Origin of the sequence: Streptomyces gelaticus, assembly GCF_014649535.1 — a bacterium.
Classification (GTDB): Bacteria; Actinomycetota; Actinomycetes; order Streptomycetales; family Streptomycetaceae; genus Streptomyces; species Streptomyces gelaticus.
The window spans coordinates 413,175-430,098 of sequence record NZ_BMTF01000003.1 but is presented as its reverse complement, the minus strand read 5'-3'; the positions used below and the strand labels follow the sequence as shown (position 1 = coordinate 430,098).

At 71.9% G+C, this 16,924-nt stretch carries 13 protein-coding genes; 7 read left to right on the top strand and 6 right to left on the bottom strand.

Features of this window, described 5'->3' with window-relative positions; all coding sequences use genetic code 11:
• Positions 1 to 44 precede the first annotated feature (44 nt).
• Positions 45 to 659, top strand: a complete 615-nt coding sequence (locus IE107_RS06780) for a TetR/AcrR family transcriptional regulator C-terminal domain-containing protein (RefSeq protein ID WP_189542042.1) — start codon at positions 45 to 47, stop codon at positions 657 to 659.
• Between the two features lie 141 nt (positions 660 to 800).
• On the opposite strand, the gene IE107_RS06775 is transcribed toward IE107_RS06780, so the two are convergent.
• Positions 801 to 3,791, bottom strand: a complete 2,991-nt coding sequence (locus tag IE107_RS06775) for a bifunctional [glutamine synthetase] adenylyltransferase/[glutamine synthetase]-adenylyl-L-tyrosine phosphorylase (RefSeq protein ID WP_189542040.1) — start codon at positions 3,789 to 3,791, stop codon at positions 801 to 803.
• Positions 3,792 to 3,925: 134 nt separating this feature from the next.
• Here IE107_RS06775 and IE107_RS06770 point away from each other — a divergent pair, with 134 nt between their 5' ends.
• Positions 3,926 to 4,438 carry a pyridoxamine 5'-phosphate oxidase family protein gene (locus IE107_RS06770; protein ID WP_189542038.1) on the top strand — a complete coding sequence of 171 codons (513 nt, stop codon included), beginning with the start codon at positions 3,926 to 3,928 and terminating at the stop codon, positions 4,436 to 4,438.
• Here the strand turns inward: IE107_RS06770 and IE107_RS06765 are convergent.
• The 5 genes from IE107_RS06765 to glnA2 all read right to left on the bottom strand — a co-directional run bounded on the left by IE107_RS06765 (position 4,431) and on the right by glnA2 (position 10,831).
• The gene (locus IE107_RS06765; RefSeq protein WP_189542036.1) at positions 4,431 to 5,252 is read right to left on the bottom strand and encodes a putative protein N(5)-glutamine methyltransferase; all 822 of its coding nucleotides are present in this window, start codon (positions 5,250 to 5,252) and stop codon (positions 4,431 to 4,433) included. The two genes, IE107_RS06770 and IE107_RS06765, sit on opposite strands and share 8 nt — an antisense overlap.
• 196 nt (positions 5,253 to 5,448) lie before the next feature.
• Positions 5,449 to 6,507, bottom strand: a complete 1,059-nt coding sequence (locus IE107_RS06760) for a TolB-like translocation protein (protein ID WP_189542034.1) — start codon at positions 6,505 to 6,507, stop codon at positions 5,449 to 5,451.
• Positions 6,504 to 7,805, bottom strand: a complete 1,302-nt coding sequence (locus tag IE107_RS06755) for an MFS transporter (protein ID WP_189542032.1) — start codon at positions 7,803 to 7,805, stop codon at positions 6,504 to 6,506. The genes IE107_RS06760 and IE107_RS06755 overlap by 4 nt, the downstream gene beginning before the upstream one ends.
• Complete coding sequence (locus IE107_RS06750) at positions 7,805 to 9,148, bottom strand: discoidin domain-containing protein (RefSeq protein ID WP_189542030.1); 1,344 nt, start codon at positions 9,146 to 9,148, stop codon at positions 7,805 to 7,807. Before IE107_RS06750 ends, IE107_RS06755 begins: the two co-directional genes overlap by 1 nt.
• A gap of 321 nt (positions 9,149 to 9,469) precedes the next feature.
• Positions 9,470 to 10,831 carry a gamma-glutamylpolyamine synthetase GlnA2 gene (gene glnA2, locus IE107_RS06745; RefSeq protein ID WP_072483343.1) on the bottom strand — a complete coding sequence of 454 codons (1,362 nt, stop codon included), beginning with the start codon at positions 10,829 to 10,831 and terminating at the stop codon, positions 9,470 to 9,472.
• Positions 10,832 to 11,074: 243 nt separating this feature from the next.
• Between glnA2 and IE107_RS06740 the strand changes: the two genes are divergently transcribed.
• The 5 genes from IE107_RS06740 to IE107_RS06720 all read left to right on the top strand — a co-directional run bounded on the left by IE107_RS06740 (position 11,075) and on the right by IE107_RS06720 (position 16,898).
• On the top strand, positions 11,075 to 11,749 hold the full coding sequence (locus IE107_RS06740; RefSeq protein ID WP_189542028.1) for a thioredoxin-like domain-containing protein: 675 nt from the start codon (positions 11,075 to 11,077) through the stop codon (positions 11,747 to 11,749).
• Positions 11,746 to 12,459: a DUF305 domain-containing protein gene (locus IE107_RS06735; RefSeq protein WP_373302403.1), complete on the top strand. Its 714-nt coding sequence runs from the start codon at positions 11,746 to 11,748 to the stop codon at positions 12,457 to 12,459. The genes IE107_RS06740 and IE107_RS06735 overlap by 4 nt, the downstream gene beginning before the upstream one ends.
• A 127-nt stretch (positions 12,460 to 12,586) precedes the next feature.
• Positions 12,587 to 13,012 carry a CBS domain-containing protein gene (locus tag IE107_RS06730; RefSeq protein WP_189542026.1) on the top strand — a complete coding sequence of 142 codons (426 nt, stop codon included), beginning with the start codon at positions 12,587 to 12,589 and terminating at the stop codon, positions 13,010 to 13,012.
• Positions 13,013 to 13,407: 395 nt separating this feature from the next.
• The gene (locus IE107_RS06725) at positions 13,408 to 15,054 is read left to right on the top strand and encodes a multicopper oxidase family protein (RefSeq protein ID WP_189542024.1); all 1,647 of its coding nucleotides are present in this window, start codon (positions 13,408 to 13,410) and stop codon (positions 15,052 to 15,054) included.
• Between the two features lie 89 nt (positions 15,055 to 15,143).
• Positions 15,144 to 16,898, top strand: a complete 1,755-nt coding sequence (locus IE107_RS06720) for an NAD+ synthase (RefSeq protein WP_189542022.1) — start codon at positions 15,144 to 15,146, stop codon at positions 16,896 to 16,898.
• Positions 16,899 to 16,924 lie beyond the last annotated feature (26 nt).

Sequence of the window (16,924 nt, the reverse complement as noted above, 5' to 3'; positions counted from 1 at the left end):
ATCCGGGAAGACCTCCCGGTGGACACACGTCAGGAGAACCACGCATGGGACGGCCGCGCACACCGCTGCTGGACCGGGAGCGCATCACCACCACGGCGCTCGAACTCATCGACGAGCAGGGCGAGTTCAGCGTCCCGCAGATAGCCCGGAGGCTCGGGGTGCAGACCGGGTCGCTCTACCACCATGTGGACGGAAGGGGCGGCGTCGTCGAGCTCGTCCGGGAGCGGGTGTGCGCCGCGATCGACTCCGCGACCCTCGACGTGGAGCCCTGGGACGCGGCCCTGACGGCCTGGGCCCGCTCCTACCGTTCCGCCTTCGCCGCCCACCCCCGCGCGATCCCGCTGCTGACGACGTCACCGGTGCGCGCCCCGAAGGTCCTGGAGCACTACGAGCGGGCGGTCCGGCTGCTGCTGGGTGTCGGCTTCGCGTTGCCCGAGGTGATGGCGGTGATCACCGCACTGGAGAACCTGGTCCTGGGCTCGGCGCTGGACCTGGCGGCCCCGGAGACGATGTGGGAGCTCCCCGACGACACCGCGACCCCGCACCTCGCACAGGCGCTGGCCACGGTGGGCAGGGGCCGGGCGGACGCGGCGTTCGAACTGGCGCTGGGCGCGTTCATCGGGCACTGCCGCGGCCTGCAGGCCGCGAAGGAGGCGTGACGGTCCGGCACGCGGCGCGGTGGCGCGGGCGCTTGGGGCGGTCGGCCGGTACGTGGCTGCGCGGCGCGGTGACGCGCGGTTGCGCCTGCGTGACGCCGGTACGTGTCCGCGTGGCGCGGTGGCGCCGGTACGCCTCCCGTCTCACGCCCCGTAGAACCGCTCCTCCACCACCGCCCGCGCCCGCCGGGTGATCCGCCGGTAGTCGTCCAGCATGTCCCCGACATGACCCGGCTCGTATCCCAAGTACCGCCCGACCGCGGTCAGTTCACGCGGACCCGACGGGAAGGTGTCGCCCGGCCGGCCGCGTACCAGCATCACCGCGTTGCGCACCCGGGTCGCCAGCACCCACGCCTCGTCCAGCGTCTGCGCGTCCTCGCCGGAGATCAGCTCCGCGGCACGCGCCGCGGCCAGTGCCTCGCGGGTGCGGGTCGTCCGCAGCCCCGGTTCCACCCAGCCGTGCTGCATCTGCATCAGCTGGACCGTCCACTCGACATCGCTCAGCCCGCCGCGCCCCAGCTTGGTGTGGAGCGTCGGATCGGCACCGCGCGGCAGCCGCTCGGACTCCATCCGGGCCTTGAGACGCCGGATCTCGCGGACCGCGTCCTCGCCCAGGCCCTCCATCGGATAGCGCAGCGTATCGATCGACTCGATGAATTCACGGCCGAGTTCGGCGTCGCCCGCGACCGGCTCGGCGCGCAGCAGCGCCTGGCTCTCCCAGACCAGCGACCAGCGCCGGTAGTAGGCCTCGTACGACGCCAGCGTACGCACCAGCGGTCCGCTCTTGCCCTCCGGCCGCAGATCCGCATCGATGATCAACGGCGGGTCGACAGTGGGAAGTTGGAGCAGCCGGCGCATCTCGGCGACCACCGCGTTCGCGGCCCGGCCCGCCTCCTGCTCGTCGACGCCCTCGCGCGGCGAGTGGACGAACAGCACATCGGCGTCGGAGCCGTAGCCGAGCTCGTGGCCGCCGAAGCGGCCCATGCCGATGACCGCGAACCGGGTGGGGAGGGTGTCCCCCCACTGCTCGCGCACCGCGGCGCGCAGGGCGCCCGCGATCGTGACGGCGTTCAGATCGGTGACCGCGCTGCCCACCCGGTCGACCAGGGCCCCGGGATCCTCCTCGGCGGGGTTCTCCTCCGTACCGTACGAGCCGATGAGGTCCGCGGCCGTGGTCCGGAACAGCTCGCGCCGGCGCACCCCGCGGACCGCGGCGACGGCGGATTCCGCACCGTCCGCGCGCCCCACCGCGGCCAGCACCTCCTGCTCCAGGTGCTCCCGGGTACGCGGCTTCAGCCCCTGCGGGTCGCCGAGCAGCGCCACCGCCTCGGGGGCGCGCAGCAGCAGGTCGGGGGCGAGCCGGCCGGCCGACAGGACCCGGGCGAGGTTCTCCGCGGCGGCGCCCTCGTCCCGCAGCAGCCGCAGGTACCAGGGGGTCTTGCCGAGGGCGTCGGACACCTTGCGGAAGCCGAGCAGCCCGGCGTCCGGGTCCGCGGAGTCGGCGAACCAGCCGAGCAGCACCGGCAGCAGGGTCCGCTGGATGGCGGCCTTGCGGGACACCCCGGAGGACAGCGCCTCCAGATGCCGCAGCGCGGCGGCCGGATCGGCGTAGCCGAGCGCTTCGAGCCGGTGCACCGCCGCCTTCGCGCTGAGCCGGGACTCACCGGGTGCGAGCTGGGCGACGGCGTCGAGCAGCGGCCGGTAGAACAGCTTCTCGTGCAGCCGCCGCACCACGGACGCGTGCCGCTTCCACGCCTGGTTGAGCTCGGTGATCGGATCCGTGCGCATCCCGAGGGAGCGCCCGAGCCGCCGCAGGCCGGGGGCGTCCTCCGGGACGAGATGGGTGCGGCGCAGCCGGTAGAGCTGGATGCGGTGCTCCATGGCGCGCAGGAAGCGGTAGGCGTCGTCCAGTTGCGCGGCGTCCACCCGGCCGACGTAGCCGCCCGCGGCGAGTGCGCGCAGGGCCGACAGCGTGGTGCCGCTGCGCAGGGTGGCGTCGCTGCGGCCGTGCACCAACTGGAGGAGCTGTACGGCGAATTCGACGTCCCGCAGCCCGCCGGGGCCGAGCTTGATCTCGCGGTCTATGCGGTCGGCGGGGATGTTGTCGACGACGCGGCGGCGCATCTTCTGCACGTCGGGGACGAAGTTCTCGCGGTCCGCGGCCTGCCAGACGAGCGGCGAGACGGCGTCCACGTACTCCGCGCCGAGCTCGGGGTCGCCGGCCACCGGCCGGGCCTTGAGCAGCGCCTGGAACTCCCAGGTCTTGGCCCAGCGCTGGTAGTACGCGAGGTGCGAGGACAGCGTGCGCACCAGGGGTCCGTTGCGGCCCTCGGGACGGAGGTTGGCGTCGACGGGCCAGATGGTGCCCTCGACGGTCGTGTCGGAGCAGATCCGCATCATGTGCGCGGCCAGCCGGGTGGCGGCCTGCACGGCCGCACTCTCCTCGAAGCCTTCGATGGGTTCCGCGACGAAGATCACATCGACGTCGGAGACATAGTTCAGCTCGTGCCCACCGCACTTGCCCATCGCGATGACGGCGAGCCGGCACCGGGCGGCGTCGGCGGGTGCGGCCGTACGGGCGATGGCGAGCGCCGCCCGCAGGGTCGCGGTGGCCAGGTCGGCCAGTTCGGCGGCGGCCTCGGCGACGTCCGTCGTACCGCACACGTCACGGGCCGCTATGGCCAGCAGGCAGCGGCGGTAGGCGACGCGCAGCGAGTCGGGGTCGTCGGCCCCGGCGAGACCCTGCTCGAACTCGGCCACGCCGGGGTGGAGGTCGGTGGCCTCGTAGGTGACGAGGGCCTGCCAGTCGCGGGGGTGGCGGGCGAGGTGGTCGCCGAGCGCCTCGGAGGCACCGAGCACCCCGAGCAGCCGGTCCCGCAGCGGTTTGGCGGTGACGAGCGTGTCCAGCAGGACCCGGCGCTCGTCCGCCTCCTCGGCCTCCACCAGCCGGGCGAGCCCCTGCAGGGCCAGATCGGGGTCGGCGGTGGCGCCGAGGGCTTCGAGCAGGACCGGGTCGGAGCGTACGGAGGACAGCTCGGGCAGGTCCAGGAGCCGCTCGGCGGCGGAGGGGTCGGTGAAGCCGTGCCGCAGCAGTCGGGTGAACGTGCTGCTCCTGCGCCCCGGCACCGTCGTCATTCCGTGCTCTCCCGCTCGCCGCTCACACACCATCCAGCGTTCCGAGCCTAGCCCCGCTCCGGGAAATCCGGCGCGGGTGCGCGGTCCGCACTTCGCGGGCACGATCTCTTCCAGGAGCAGACCGGGAGGCCCGCATGTCAGGATTCGAACCCTACGCCGAGCTGGCCGGCGACTACAGCGACAAGCACGCGACGGCCTGCCCGTGGTCGACGGCGAGGGACCTGCTGACCAGGGCGGAGCTGTACTGGCTGTCCACGGTCCGCCCGGACGGCCGCCCGCACGTCACTCCGCTGATCGGGGTGTGGGCGGACAGCGCGCTGCACTTCGCCACCGGCGCCGAGGAGCGCAAGGCCCGGAACCTGGCCGCCAACCCCGAGGTGGTGCTGACGACCGGCAGCAACACCATGTCGGAGGGGCTCGACGTGGTGGTCGAGGGCCGGGCGGAACGGGTGACGGACGACCGCCGGCTGAGCCTGCTGGCCACGGCCTGGGAGGCGAAGTACGGCCCGGAGTGGCACTTCGACGTCCGGGCCGGCACCTTCGTGAACGCCGGGCACTCGGCACTGGTGTTCCAGGTGCGCCCCCGCAAGGCCTTCGGCTTCGGCAAGGGCGCCCGCTTCAGCCAGACGCGGTGGCGGTTCAGCTGATCGTGTCGCCCCCACGGGGGGCGTCCGGGCCGGGTCTGGTCGCGATGACGACGGTCGCGTACAGCTCCTCGGAGCGGACCACGCGCGGGATAAGGCCGCTGCGGGCGACGGTCTCCTCGGCCCGTGCCGCCTGCCGTTCGCTCGTCTCGACCAGCAGATGCCCGCCCGGTGCCAGCCATCGCGGGGCCTCGGCGGTGACCCGCCGCAGGACGTCGAGGCCGTCCGGGCCGCCGTCGAGCGCCACCCGCGGCTCATGGATACGGGCCTCCGGGGGGAGCAGCTCGACGTCGTCGGTGGGTACGTACGGCACATTGGCGAGCAGGATCCCCACCCGGCCGCGCAGCGATCCGGGCAGCGGCCCGAAGAGGTCGCCCTCGTACACCTCGCCCGCCCCGCCGATGTTGCGGCGGGCGTACCGCACGGCGGCGGGTTCGACGTCCGCGGCGTGCAGTTCGACCCGGCCCAGTCCTGCGGCGAGCGCGGCGCCGAGGGCTCCCGATCCGCAGCAGAGGTCGACGACGACCGCTCCGGGCCCGGCGAGGGCGGCGGCCTGCCGGACCAGGAACTCGGTGCGGCGGCGGGGTACGAAGACGCCGGGGCCGACGGCGATCCGCAGACCGCCGAACTCGGCCCAGCCGAGGACGTGTTCCAGGGGGAGGCCGGCGACCCGCCGTTCGACCATGGCGGCGGCCTCGGCGGGGCCGGTGGCCGTGGAGACGATCAACTCCGCCTCGTCCTCGGCGAATACGCAGCCGGCGGCGCGGAGGGTGGTGACCACGGTGGAGACGGAGAACGGTGTGGTGGGAAGCGACATGAGCGGAGCCTTTCGGAGAAGCCGATGGGCGCTCCGCAGCCGCACAGACCCTATGTCGGGTCGACCACGCGGTCACGAGGGACGAGCACCCAGCCTGATACAGCGGTAATGGGTCTCACCTCCTCGGTCGGTCCCCGTACGGGGATGCGTCACACTACACCAGTCGCCGGACGGGCCCCGGCCCCGGCCGCCGCGCTCAGCGCGCGGTCCCCACCGCCACCGGTGACGACCCTCCCTCCACGGCCACGCGGGGCGTCCCCGTCCCGTCCGCCGGGACGGTCCAGACGTCGCTCCCCCGGCCCGAGGCGCCCGGCAGCCCGTAGGCGAGCGTGTCGTCGTCCAGCCAGGCCGCCTGGTCGTCGACGCTGCGCTGCTCCGCGAGCGGGGTCTCGCGCATGGTGCGCAGGTCGAGGACGTACAGCCGCCAGGGCGCCGCCGCGTCGTCGGAGACCTTCTTCTTGAAGGCGAGCCGGGTGTTGTCGGGCGAGAGGGAGGGGCACTCGACGTTCTGTCGCAACGCCTTCGCCGTCCAGTCCCGCATGTTCCCCTCGACGAGGTAGGTGCGGCCCTTGGTGGAGACCGTCGCGTAGAAGCGGTTGTCGTCGCGGGCGAAGGTCACGCCCCAGTAGTTGACGTCGGGGGCGTGGTAGCGGGCGCCGTCGATGGTGAGCTGGATGTTCTCGATGGACTTGATGAGGTAGCCGGTGCGCAGATCGAGGATGGCGGTGCGGGTGGAGAAGGCGGTGGTGGCGTACGAGTCGCCGGTCGCGAACACCGTCCAGGACAGCATCCGTCCGGAGGCGGAGACCCGGGCGCGGTTGGGAAGGCCCGGCACGGTGATCCGGCGTTTCTCGCGCAACTGCCGGTCGAGGACGATCGCGTACGTCCTGGGCAGCACCCCGGGCCTGGCGCGCAGGCAGAGCGCGCCTTCCTCGGAGGCGTAGAACCGGTCGCAGGCGGGCCCGCCGGTGGTACGGGCCCGGGCGGCACGCGCGCCCGTGGTACGGACTTGGGGAGCGGCGCCGGCCAGCGGCCGGCGGGCGACGCGTCCGCTGGCCGTGTCGCGGAAGTACAGCGCGGGTCCGGTGAGGGCGAACGAGGCGTCGGCCTCGGTCCGTTCCCCCTTCGTCCGCTGCTGCGCGTGCATCACGTACCCGACGGAACCGCCCGCGAGGAGCAGCACCGCGGCCACCACGACGGCGATCCGGGCCCGGGGGCCCAGCGGGTTCGCGGTTCCGGGAATCCTGGCACTCATGCGGTCCGCCTTTCGGGGATCTGGGCTCCCGGCTCTTCGGGAGCGGGGGCGCCCGACGGGTCGCGCGGCAGCAGCGCCCAGCCGCCCGCGAGGGCGAGAAGCAGGACCGAGACCGCCGCCCACAGCGCGGGGCCGGGCCCCCACAGGGTCCAGGCCGCGCCGAAGCCCGCCGCGGCGAGCATCCGGGCCAGCGCCTGGCCGGTCTGGAGCACGGCGAGTCCGCCCGCCCGGCCGTCGGCGGGCAGTACGGGTCCGGCGAGGGCCATCAGCACGCCGTCGGTGGTGGCGTAGAAGACGCCGAGCAACGCGAGGACGGGCACCAGGAGCAGCGGGGCCGGTCCGCCTGCGGGGGCGAGCAGCGTGGCGTACACGCCGAGCAGGGCGAGGTGTCCGTACAGGAACGGCAGCCGCCGGCCGACCCGGTCGGCGATCCGGCCCGCCGGGACGGCCAGCAGCAGGTAGCAGGCGGCGGCGCCGAGCGGCAGCAGCGGGAACCAGCTGACGGGGAGGTCGAGCCTGCGCTGGAGCAGGAGGTAGACGAAGGCGTCGCCGACAGTGGCGGCACCGAGCAGGGAGGCCGCGGCGAGGATCCGCCGGAAGGCGGGGTCGCGCAGGGCCGTGAACGGCTTGCGTCTGCGGGGCGCCGGAGCCGGGGGCGCGGGGGCCGGCCCGTGCCCGGGAACGTACAGGACGAGGAGCAGCACCCCGAGCAGGCCGACGCAGAAGCTGACGACGAACACCGTGTCGTAGGCGTCGGCGGTCGCCCAGAGCAGGGCGAAGGCGGCGAGCGGGCCGAGCAGGGCGCCCGTGGTGTCCATCGCCCGGTGCACTCCGAAGGAGCGGCCGAGCACCCCGGGCGGACTGCTGAGGGTGATCAGGGCGTCGCGGGGTGCCGTACGGATGCCCTTGCCGACCCGGTCGGTGGCGAGGGCGGCAGCGATCCCGGCGGTGGCGCCGCCCGCGAGCAGCAGGCCGATCCGGGAGAGCGCGGAGAGGGCGTAGCCGAGCCCGGCGACTCGTTTGTGGCTGCGGCCGCGGTCGGCGGCGTACCCGCCGAGCAGCCGTACGACGGCGGCGGCGCCGTTGAACAGGCCGTCCAGGAAACCGAATTGGAGGGGTGAGAGACCGAGTCCGAGGACCAGGTAGAGCGGCAGCACCGCGGTGACCATCTCGGAGGAGATGTCGGTGACGAGGCTGACCGTGCCGAGTGCGAGGACGGTGCCGGGGACCCGCCGGCCCGCCCCGCCGGTGCGGGGCGGGGCCGGCGTGTCCCGGCGGCCTGTGGTCGCCAGGTACATCAGTGGCAGGTGTACTTCGGGCTGGTGTCCTTGGTCTCACCGTCGGTGCCGACGTAGTTCCAGCTGTAGCCGGAGTCGGTGAAGTCCATCTTCAGGACGCCGTATTCACCGCTGATCCGCTTCTGACTGTTGGGCTGGACCTCCTCGATGGGGTAGGGCTCGGCGCCGCCCATCCCGCCGACGATCTCGGTGATCCCGTCGGCGACGGCCTTCCCGTCGGGGTTCTGCGGGGCGAACCGCTCGTAGTGGTGGTCGTGCCCGTTGAGCACGAGGTCGGCCTTGGCCCCGTAGAGGATCTTCCAGATGGGCCTGCTGACCGGGTCGTTGCCGTGCCCGCCCGAGGAGTACAGCGGGTGGTGCCAGTAGGCGGCGATGCACGCCTTGCTGTTCTTGGCGAGGTCGGCCTTGAGCCAGTCGGTCTGCGCGCTCTTGTCGAAGGAGTTGGAGTCGAGGGCGATGAAGTGCCAGTTGCCCTCGTCGTAGCTGTAGTAGGTCTTGCCCTGGGGGTAGGCGATGGCGCCGAAGTACGCCTTGTAGCCCGCCAGCGCCCCGGCCGGGTCGTACGTCTCGTGGTTGCCGGGCACCGGACGCGTCTTGTCCTTGAAGGCGCCCCAGGTCTTGTCGTAGTAGGCGCGGAAGTCGGCGATCCGGGCGTCGTCGTACTGGTTGTCGCCCATTGTCAGATAGAACTTCGGGTTGATCTTCTGGGCCAGCGTCGCGGTCCTGGGGTGGGCGCAGTCGCTGTCGGAGGCGGTGCACTGGGCGGCGATGTCACCGGCGGCGACCACGGTGAACGCGCCGGTCTGCGGGGGCTCGCTGCCTGGGGTGCCGTACACCTCCACCTCGTGGAGCGAGTAGCCGTAGGCGGTGCCGCGCGCGGTGCCGTACACGCGCAGGTGGCGGCCCTTGCCGGAGAGGGAGGCCCAGTCGTCGGTGCCGCCGTTCCCGGCCGTCTCCTCGGCGAGCCGGGTCCAGTTGGTGCCGTCGGCGGAGATCTCGATCCGGTACGCCTTGGCGTACGCGTCCTCCCAGCTCAGCTTGACCCGTGTGACCTCGGCACGGGCGCCGAGGTCGACGCTCAGCCACTGCGGGTCCTTGCCCTCGGCGCTCGCCCAGCGGGTGGCCGGGTCGCCGTCGAAGGCGTTCTGCGGTCCGAGGCCGGAGCCTTCGTCGGAGGAGGAGGTGGCGGCCCTGCCGCGCGAGATGAGGGGGTCGGCGGCGGCGGCCCGTTCGGGGTAGGCGAGCAACAGGCCGCCGATGAGGACCAGTACGGCGGCGACGACCACGCCCACCGTACGGCGCCGCGTGGGCGTGAGGAGCAAAGCTGAGCCGTTCGGATGCATCCCTGGACTCCTGGCCTTGTGGGGGTGGCGAGAGCTGTGCATCGGTACATGTGACCCCGCACCCCCGAGTACAGGCAGGTGGCGGGGACTTGGTGGCCGGGCCAGAGCTCTCACTGAGCGCGTCATGCCCGCACGACGGACACCGCGCCAGGCCACCGCCGGGAATGCTAGCGAACAGTAAACTTTCCTACCAGTCCCCCAACTGGCTTCGTTCCGCGGCCTGTTCGGCACTCGGTTCGACACCGCACGGCGGCCGGACGCACTCCGGGCCGGAGGCATTCCGCCTCCGGCCCGGACCGTGGTCGTGTGGTCGCGAAGTGGCTACAGCACCGGCAGCAGCGCCTTCAGCTCGAAGGCGGTGACCTCGGAGCGGTACTCCTCCCACTCCTGCTTCTTGTTGCGCAGGAAGAAGTCGAAGACGTGCTCACCGAGCGTCTCGGCGACCAGTTCGCTCTTCTCCATCAGCGCGATCGCCTCGCCCAGGTTCTGCGGCAGCGGCTCGATGCCCATCGCGCGGCGCTCCGCGTCGGACAGCGCCCAGACGTCGTCGTCGGCGCCGGCCGGGAGTTCGTAGCCCTCCTCTATGCCCTTGAGGCCTGCGGCGAGGAGCACCGCGTACGTCAGGTAGGGGTTGGCGCCGGAGTCGATGGAGCGGACCTCCACGCGGGCGGAGCCGGTCTTGCCGGGCTTGTACATCGGGACGCGGATCAGCGCGGAGCGGTTGTTGTGGCCCCAGCAGATGTACGAGGGCGCCTCGCCGCCGGCGCCCGCGGCACGGGAGGAGCCGCCCCAGATGCGCTTGTAGGAGTTGACCCACTGGTTGGTGACGGCGGAGATCTCGGCCGCGTGGGTGAGCAGGCCCGCGATGAAGGAGCGGCCGACCTTGGAGAGCTGGTACTCGGCGCCCGACTCGTAGAAGGCGTTGCGGTCGCCCTCGAAGAGGGAGAGGTGGGTGTGCATGCCCGAGCCGGGGTACTCGGAGAACGGCTTCGGCATGAACGTCGCCTGCACGCCCTGCTCCAGCGCGACCTGCTTCATCACCAGGCGGAAGGTCATGATGTTGTCGGCGGTGGAGAGCGCGTCCGCGTACCGCAGGTCGATCTCCTGCTGGCCGGGAGCGCCCTCGTGGTGACTGAACTCGACCGAGATGCCCATGGACTCGAGCATGGTGATCGCCTGGCGGCGGAAGTCCATGCCGACGTTCTGCGGGGTGTGGTCGAAGTAGCCGGAGCTGTCGGCGGGGGTGGGGCGGCTGCCGTCGACCGGCTTGTCCTTCAACAGGAAGAACTCGATCTCCGGGTGGGTGTAGAAGGTGAAGCCCAGGTCGGAGGTCTTGGCAAGGATGCGCTTGAGGACGTAGCGCGGGTCGGCGAAGGACGGCGAGCCGTCGGGCATCAGGATGTCGCAGAACATCCGGGCCGTGCCGGGGGCCTCCGCCCGCCACGGCAGGATCTGGAACGTGCCCGGGTCCGGCTTGGCGATCATGTCGGATTCGTACACCCGGGCGAAGCCCTCGATGGCCGAGCCGTCGAAGCCGATCCCCTCGTCAAATGCCTGTTCCAGCTCGGCGGGGGCGACGGCGACGGATTTGAGGTAGCCGAGGACATCGGTGAACCACAGCCGTACGAAGCGGATGTCGCGCTCCTCAAGCGTCCTGAGGACGAATTCCTGCTGCTTGTCCATAGCCACATCCTTGCAGTTCAAACGGTCCGTTCACCACCGCCCGGGGAGGGGAGAAGCTCCAGTATCACGACCCGGGATTTCACCCAGATTACGCACACGAAGTGAGATGGAGCACCCGGCCACCCACTACGATCGGCGCCCATGGCGCGCAGGGGGTGGAGCGGCTTCGCGACCGCCCCGCGCGGGCCGGTTCTCCTGGCCTCCCGCCATCCGTTCCCGCCCCTTCCCAGAAGGACCTGACGAATGAGTTTCGACCCCAGGACCCCCATGGCCCAGCACGACGCCCACCGCGCGCGGCAGCGCCGCGACCGTGCCCTGGCCATAGGCCTGAGCGTGCTCGTCGTCGTGGGCCTGGTCGGTTTCGGCTCGTACATGGTGCTGGAGAAGTCCGAGGCGTCCGAGCAGAAGCCGGCCGCCCCGGCGTCGGACGCCAAGGCGCCCTCGGCCGAGCAGAAGAAGCCTGCCGACGGGTCGATCCCGGGGCTGCGGACGTGGGACGCGACGAAGCTGACCCGCAACCACGTCAGCGGGACCGTCGCGTACCCGATGAAGCCACCGGTCGGCGGTGACCACAACCCCGTATGGATGAATTGCGACGGCGAGGTGTACACCAAGGCTCTCCCCGATGTGAACGCCGTGCACTCGCTGGAGCACGGATCGGTGTGGGTGACGTACACGGACAAGGCCCCGAAGGCCGATGTGGCCGAGCTCGCCGAGCGGGTCGGCCGGACGCCGTACTCGCTGATGAGCCCGTACGAGGGCCAGTCCGGGGCGATCATGCTGACCGCCTGGGGCAAGCAGGTGACGGTGGACGGCGCCGACGACCCGCGGGTCGACCGGTTCTTCTCGCAGTTCGTGCAGGGGCCGCAGACGCCCGAGCCCGGTGCGACGTGCACGGGCGGGCGGGGGGCGCCGTGAGAGAGGTGAAGCCTGTCCGGCGCGTCGAGTGGGTGGCCGGCTCCGCCGTGGTGCTCGCGCTGCTGTTCGCGGGGGTGGCGACGGTCGCCTCCGCGCGCGGGGACGGGAGCGGGGCGGACCGCGCCGCGCCCGCGCCGCACACGCCCGCGGTGGACTCGGCGGACGCCGGGTTCGCCCGCGACATGGCGGTCCACCACCAGCAGGCCGTGGAGATGTCCTTCATCGTCCGCGACCGCACGAAGGACGAGGAGGTGCGCCTGCTCGCGTACGACATCGCCAATACACAGGCCAATCAGCGCGGCATGCTGCTCGGCTGGCTGGATCTGTGGGAGCTGCCGAAGGCGACCTCGGGGCAGCCGATGGGCTGGATGACAGCCGGGCACGAAGGGCACTCGGCAAAGGGCATGGACGGGATGGAGGGCATGGGAACCGGCTACCGGGCCCATGACGGCTCCCTCATGCCCGGCATGGCCACCAGGACCGAGCTGGACCGGCTCCGTTCGGCGAGCGGCAGGGCGGCCGAGGTGCTGTACCTCCGGCTGATGACCGAACACCACAAGGGCGGCATCGGCATGGCCCGCGGCTGCGCCGGGCTGTGCACGGTGCCGGCGGAGAAGCGGCTCGCCCGGGGAATGGTCGAGGCCCAGCAGTCGGAGCTGGACGCGATGACCGGAATGCTGGCGGCGCGAGGCGCCGGTCCCCGGTCCTGAAGATTCCCTCCGAGCCGCAGGTGCACCCGAACGGGTGATAGCGGTCGCGTCCCCCGAACGGGCCCATGACGATGGGTTCGCTCGGGGGCGTACAGCAATGCCCATCGGCACGCAGGAGGAATCCCTCATGACCACTGCCAAGGACATCATGCACACCGGGGCCACGTGGATCCCCGCGCACGAGACGCTCGACCGGGCCGCGCAGCTGATGCGCGACCACAAGGTCGGCGCGCTGCCCATCTCGGCCAAGGGCGCGCAGGACCGGATGATCGGCATTCTCACGGACCGGGACATCGTGGTCGGCTGCGTGGCCATGGGCCACGATCCGTCGAGGATGACGGCGGGCGACCTCGCCCAGGGCACCCCTCGCTGGATCGATTCGGAGGCGGGTGTGGAGATGGTTCTGGAGGAGATGCAGACGCATCGGATCCGTCGGCTTCCGGTGGTCGAGAACAAGAAGCTGATCGGCATGATCAGCGAAGCCGACCTGGCGCAGCACCTCACCGAGGAGCAGATCGCCGGCTGGGCGGAGAAGGTCTACGCGCGCGGCTGACCGGCCGCGCGCACCCGGTTCCGCAGTCCGCTGTCGATGGCCCGGTACCCCTGCCAGGGGTGCCGGGCCATCGCGCCACCCTCCCCCGCCGGAGCCCCTGCCGCTGTGGCGAAACGCCTCCGCGCGCGTCGGATACCCGGCGGGGGTAGTGTGCTCGACATGACCCTGAGTGGATATGCGACATACGGACAGTTGTTGCTGTTCATGTCGCTTCTCATCGGGATCCTCCACCTTCTCAGGGGCGTCGCGGACCGGGGCGCGCCACTGCCGGGGCCGGGTCCCCGGCCCGGTGCCGCCCGTTCCGCCCCGTTGTCGGTGCTGCGCATATAGAGGGGGCGCGCCTCCCCCTCCCCAGCAGACCGAAATACCGACAACACCCCGAGGTGCACTCCGTCATGCGCACTCCACCCACCCGACGCGCCGTGCTCGGCGCCGCTGTCGCCGTCGCCGGTTCGGCGGTACTGGCCGCCTGCTCCGACGAATCCGACCCGGGCCGCGGCGGCGCGAACGCCGGTGACACGAACCACGGCAGCGCGAACCACGGGGTCTCCCCCGGCAGGAAGTCCGATGGCGAGTACGTCTCCCCCGACGGGAAGGAGGTCGCGGCGGCCGAGGCCGAGCGGGGCTCCGGCCCCGTACGGAAGATCGACCTGGTCGCCACTCCGTCCCGGCTCGATCTGGGCGGCGGGCTCACCGTCGGCTCCTGGGCGTACGACGCCCGGCTGCCCGGCAAGGAGCTCCGGGTCACGACGGGTGACACCCTGGCCCTCACCCTCGCCAACCACCTGCCCGCGGAAACGTCTCTGCACTGGCATGGGCTCAATGTGCGCAACGACATGGACGGCGTGCCCGACCTGACCCAGGCACCCATCAAGCCCGGTGCGGAATACGCCTACCGGTTCACCGTGCCGCACGCGGGGACGTACTGGTTCCACCCGCACACGGGCGTCCAGCAGGACCGCGGGCTGTACGCGCCGCTGATCGTCGAGGACCCCAAGGAGCCGCTCAAGTACGACAAGGAGTGGGTCGTCGTCCTGGACGACTGGGTCGACGGGGTGGACGGCTCGACGCCGGACTCGGTGATGTACGAGCTCAGCGGGGGCCGGGGCGGCATGAACCACGGCAGCGGCGCGCACGGCGCCCCCGCCAAGCCCGCCAAGGGCCGCACCGGACCCTCGCGGATGGCCAAGGACTCCTTCAGCGAGCTGCTCGGCAGCCACGGGGGCGACGTCGCCTACCCGTACTACCTGATCAACGGCCGCACCCCGAAGTCCCCCACGTCCTTCGCCGCCAAGCCGGGCGACCGGATCCGGCTGCGCATCATCAACGCGGGCGGTGACACGGCCTTCCGGGTGGCGCTCGGCGGCCACCGGATGACGATCACCCACACCGACGGCTACCCGGTCCGGCACCGGACGACGGACGCCCTGCTGCTGGGCATGGGCGAGCGGTACGACGTCCTGGTCACCGCGGGCGACGGGGTGTTCCCGCTGACCGCGCTCGCGGAGGGCAAGAAAGCCTCGGCGCTGGCCCTGCTCCGTACCGGCACGGGGGCCGCGCCCACCGCCTCCGTGCGGCCCGAGGAGCTGTACGGCGAGCTGGTGGAGGCGTACGAGCTGATGCCGGACGGCTCCGTGGAGCTGTCCTCGCGCAAGCCCGACCGGACCCTCCGGTTCAGGATGACCGGCAGCATGAAGAAGTACGACTGGGCCTTCGACCACGAGCCGTACAACCCCCGCCAGCGCCATCCGGTGCGGGCGGGCGAGCGGGTCAGGATGGAGTTCTTCAACGTCACGGAGATGTGGCACCCCATCCATCTGCACGGGCACTCGTTCGGCCTGGTGGGGCCGGCCGGGCCGGACCACCGGGCCACCCGGCGGGGCCGGGCCGACTGGGCGCGCAAGGACACCGCGATCATCCGGCCGAACAGCTCCCTGGCCGTCGAGTTCGACGCGAACAACCCGGGGCTGTGGATGCTCCACTGCCACAACATCTACCACTCGGACGTGGGCATGATGACGGTCCTCGGCTACCGCCGCTGACCCCTTCCCGGCCTTGTTCCGGCGGGCCGCGGCCGTGATCCCGCGGCCTGCCGGGACATTGTGTCAGTCAGACGATTACACTGATGCGCGTGCCTCAACTACGTCTCGCACTGAATCAGATCGACTCGACCGTCGGTGATCTCTCCGGCAACTCCGAGGCGATCGTCCACTGGACCCGCCACTCCGCCGAACAGGGCGCCCATCTGGTGGCGTTCCCGGAGATGGTGCTGACCGGCTACCCCGTCGAGGACCTGGCCCTGCGCCCCTCCTTCGTCGAGGCCTCGCGGCAGGCGCTGCGCGCGCTCGCCGCCCGGCTCGACGCGGAGGGCTTCGGGGAACTGCCGGTCGTGGTCGGCTACCTCGACCGCTCCGAGACGGCCCAGCCCCGCTACGGCCAGCCGGCCGGCTCCCCGCAGAACGCGGCCGCGGTGCTGCACCGCGGGCAGGTCGCGCTGACCTTCGCCAAGCACCACCTGCCCAACTACGGCGTCTTCGACGAGTTCCGGTACTTCGTGCCGGGCGACTCGATGCCGGTCGTGCGGGTCCACGGCGTGGACGTGGCGCTCGCGATCTGCGAGGACCTCTGGCAGGACGGCGGCCGGGTGCCGGCCGCGCGGGCCGCCGGCGCCGGACTGCTGCTGTCGGTCAACGCCTCGCCGTACGAGCGGGACAAGGACGACACCCGGCTGGAACTGGTCCGCAAGCGGGCCCAGGAGGCGGGCTGCACCACCGCGTACCTGGCGATGATCGGCGGCCAGGACGAGCTGGTCTTCGACGGCGACTCGATCGTGGTCGACCGGGACGGCGAAGTGATCGCCCGTGCCCCGCAGTTCGCCGAGGGCAGCGTCGTACTCGACCTGGAGCTGCCGGCCGCCGCCCCTCAGCCGCCGTCCGGGGTCGTCAACGACGGGCTGCGGATCGACCACGTGGTGCTCTCCGAGGAGCCTCTCCCGGCGTACCCGGCGGAGCTGACCGGCGGGTACGCGGAGCGGTTGGACGACGACGAGGAGCTGTACTCGGCACTGGTCGTGGGCCTGCGGGCGTACGCCGCCAAGAACGGCTTCAGCAGTGTGCTGATCGGGCTCTCCGGCGGGATCGACTCGGCGCTGGTCGCGGCGATCGCCTGCGACGCGCTGGGTGCGCAGAACGTGTACGGCATCTCGATGCCCTCGAAGTACTCCTCGGACCACTCCAAGGGCGACGCGGCCGAACTGGCCCGCCGTACCGGGCTGAACTTCCGCACCGTGCCGATCGAGCCGATGTTCGACGCGTACATGGGCTCGCTGGGGCTTACCGGTCTCGCCGAGGAGAACCTCCAGGCGCGGCTGCGCGGCACGACGCTGATGGCCGTCTCCAACCAGGAGGGCCAGATCGTCCTCGCGCCGGGCAACAAGTCCGAGCTGGCGGTCGGCTACTCGACGCTGTACGGCGACGCGGTCGGGGCGTACGGCCCGATCAAGGACGTCTACAAGACGTCGGTCTTCCGCCTGGCGAAGTGGCGCAACCGGGCCGCCGAGGAGCGCGGGCAGATCCCGCCGATCCCGGAGGCGTCCATCACCAAGCCGCCCAGCGCCGAGCTGCGCCCGGGGCAGGTCGACACGGACTCGCTGCCCGACTACGACGTACTGGACCGGATCCTGGAGCTGTACGTCGACCGGGACCAGGGGCTGGACGAGATCGTCTCGGCCGGGTTCGACGCGGCGCTGGTGGCGAGGACGCTGCGGATGGTGGACACGGCGGAGTACAAGCGGCGGCAGTACCCGCCGGGCACGAAGATCTCCCCGAAGGGCTTCGGCAAGGACCGGCGGCTGCCGATCACCAACCGGTGGCGCGAATCGGGCTGAGCGGGGCGACGGGGCGGTGACCGGGC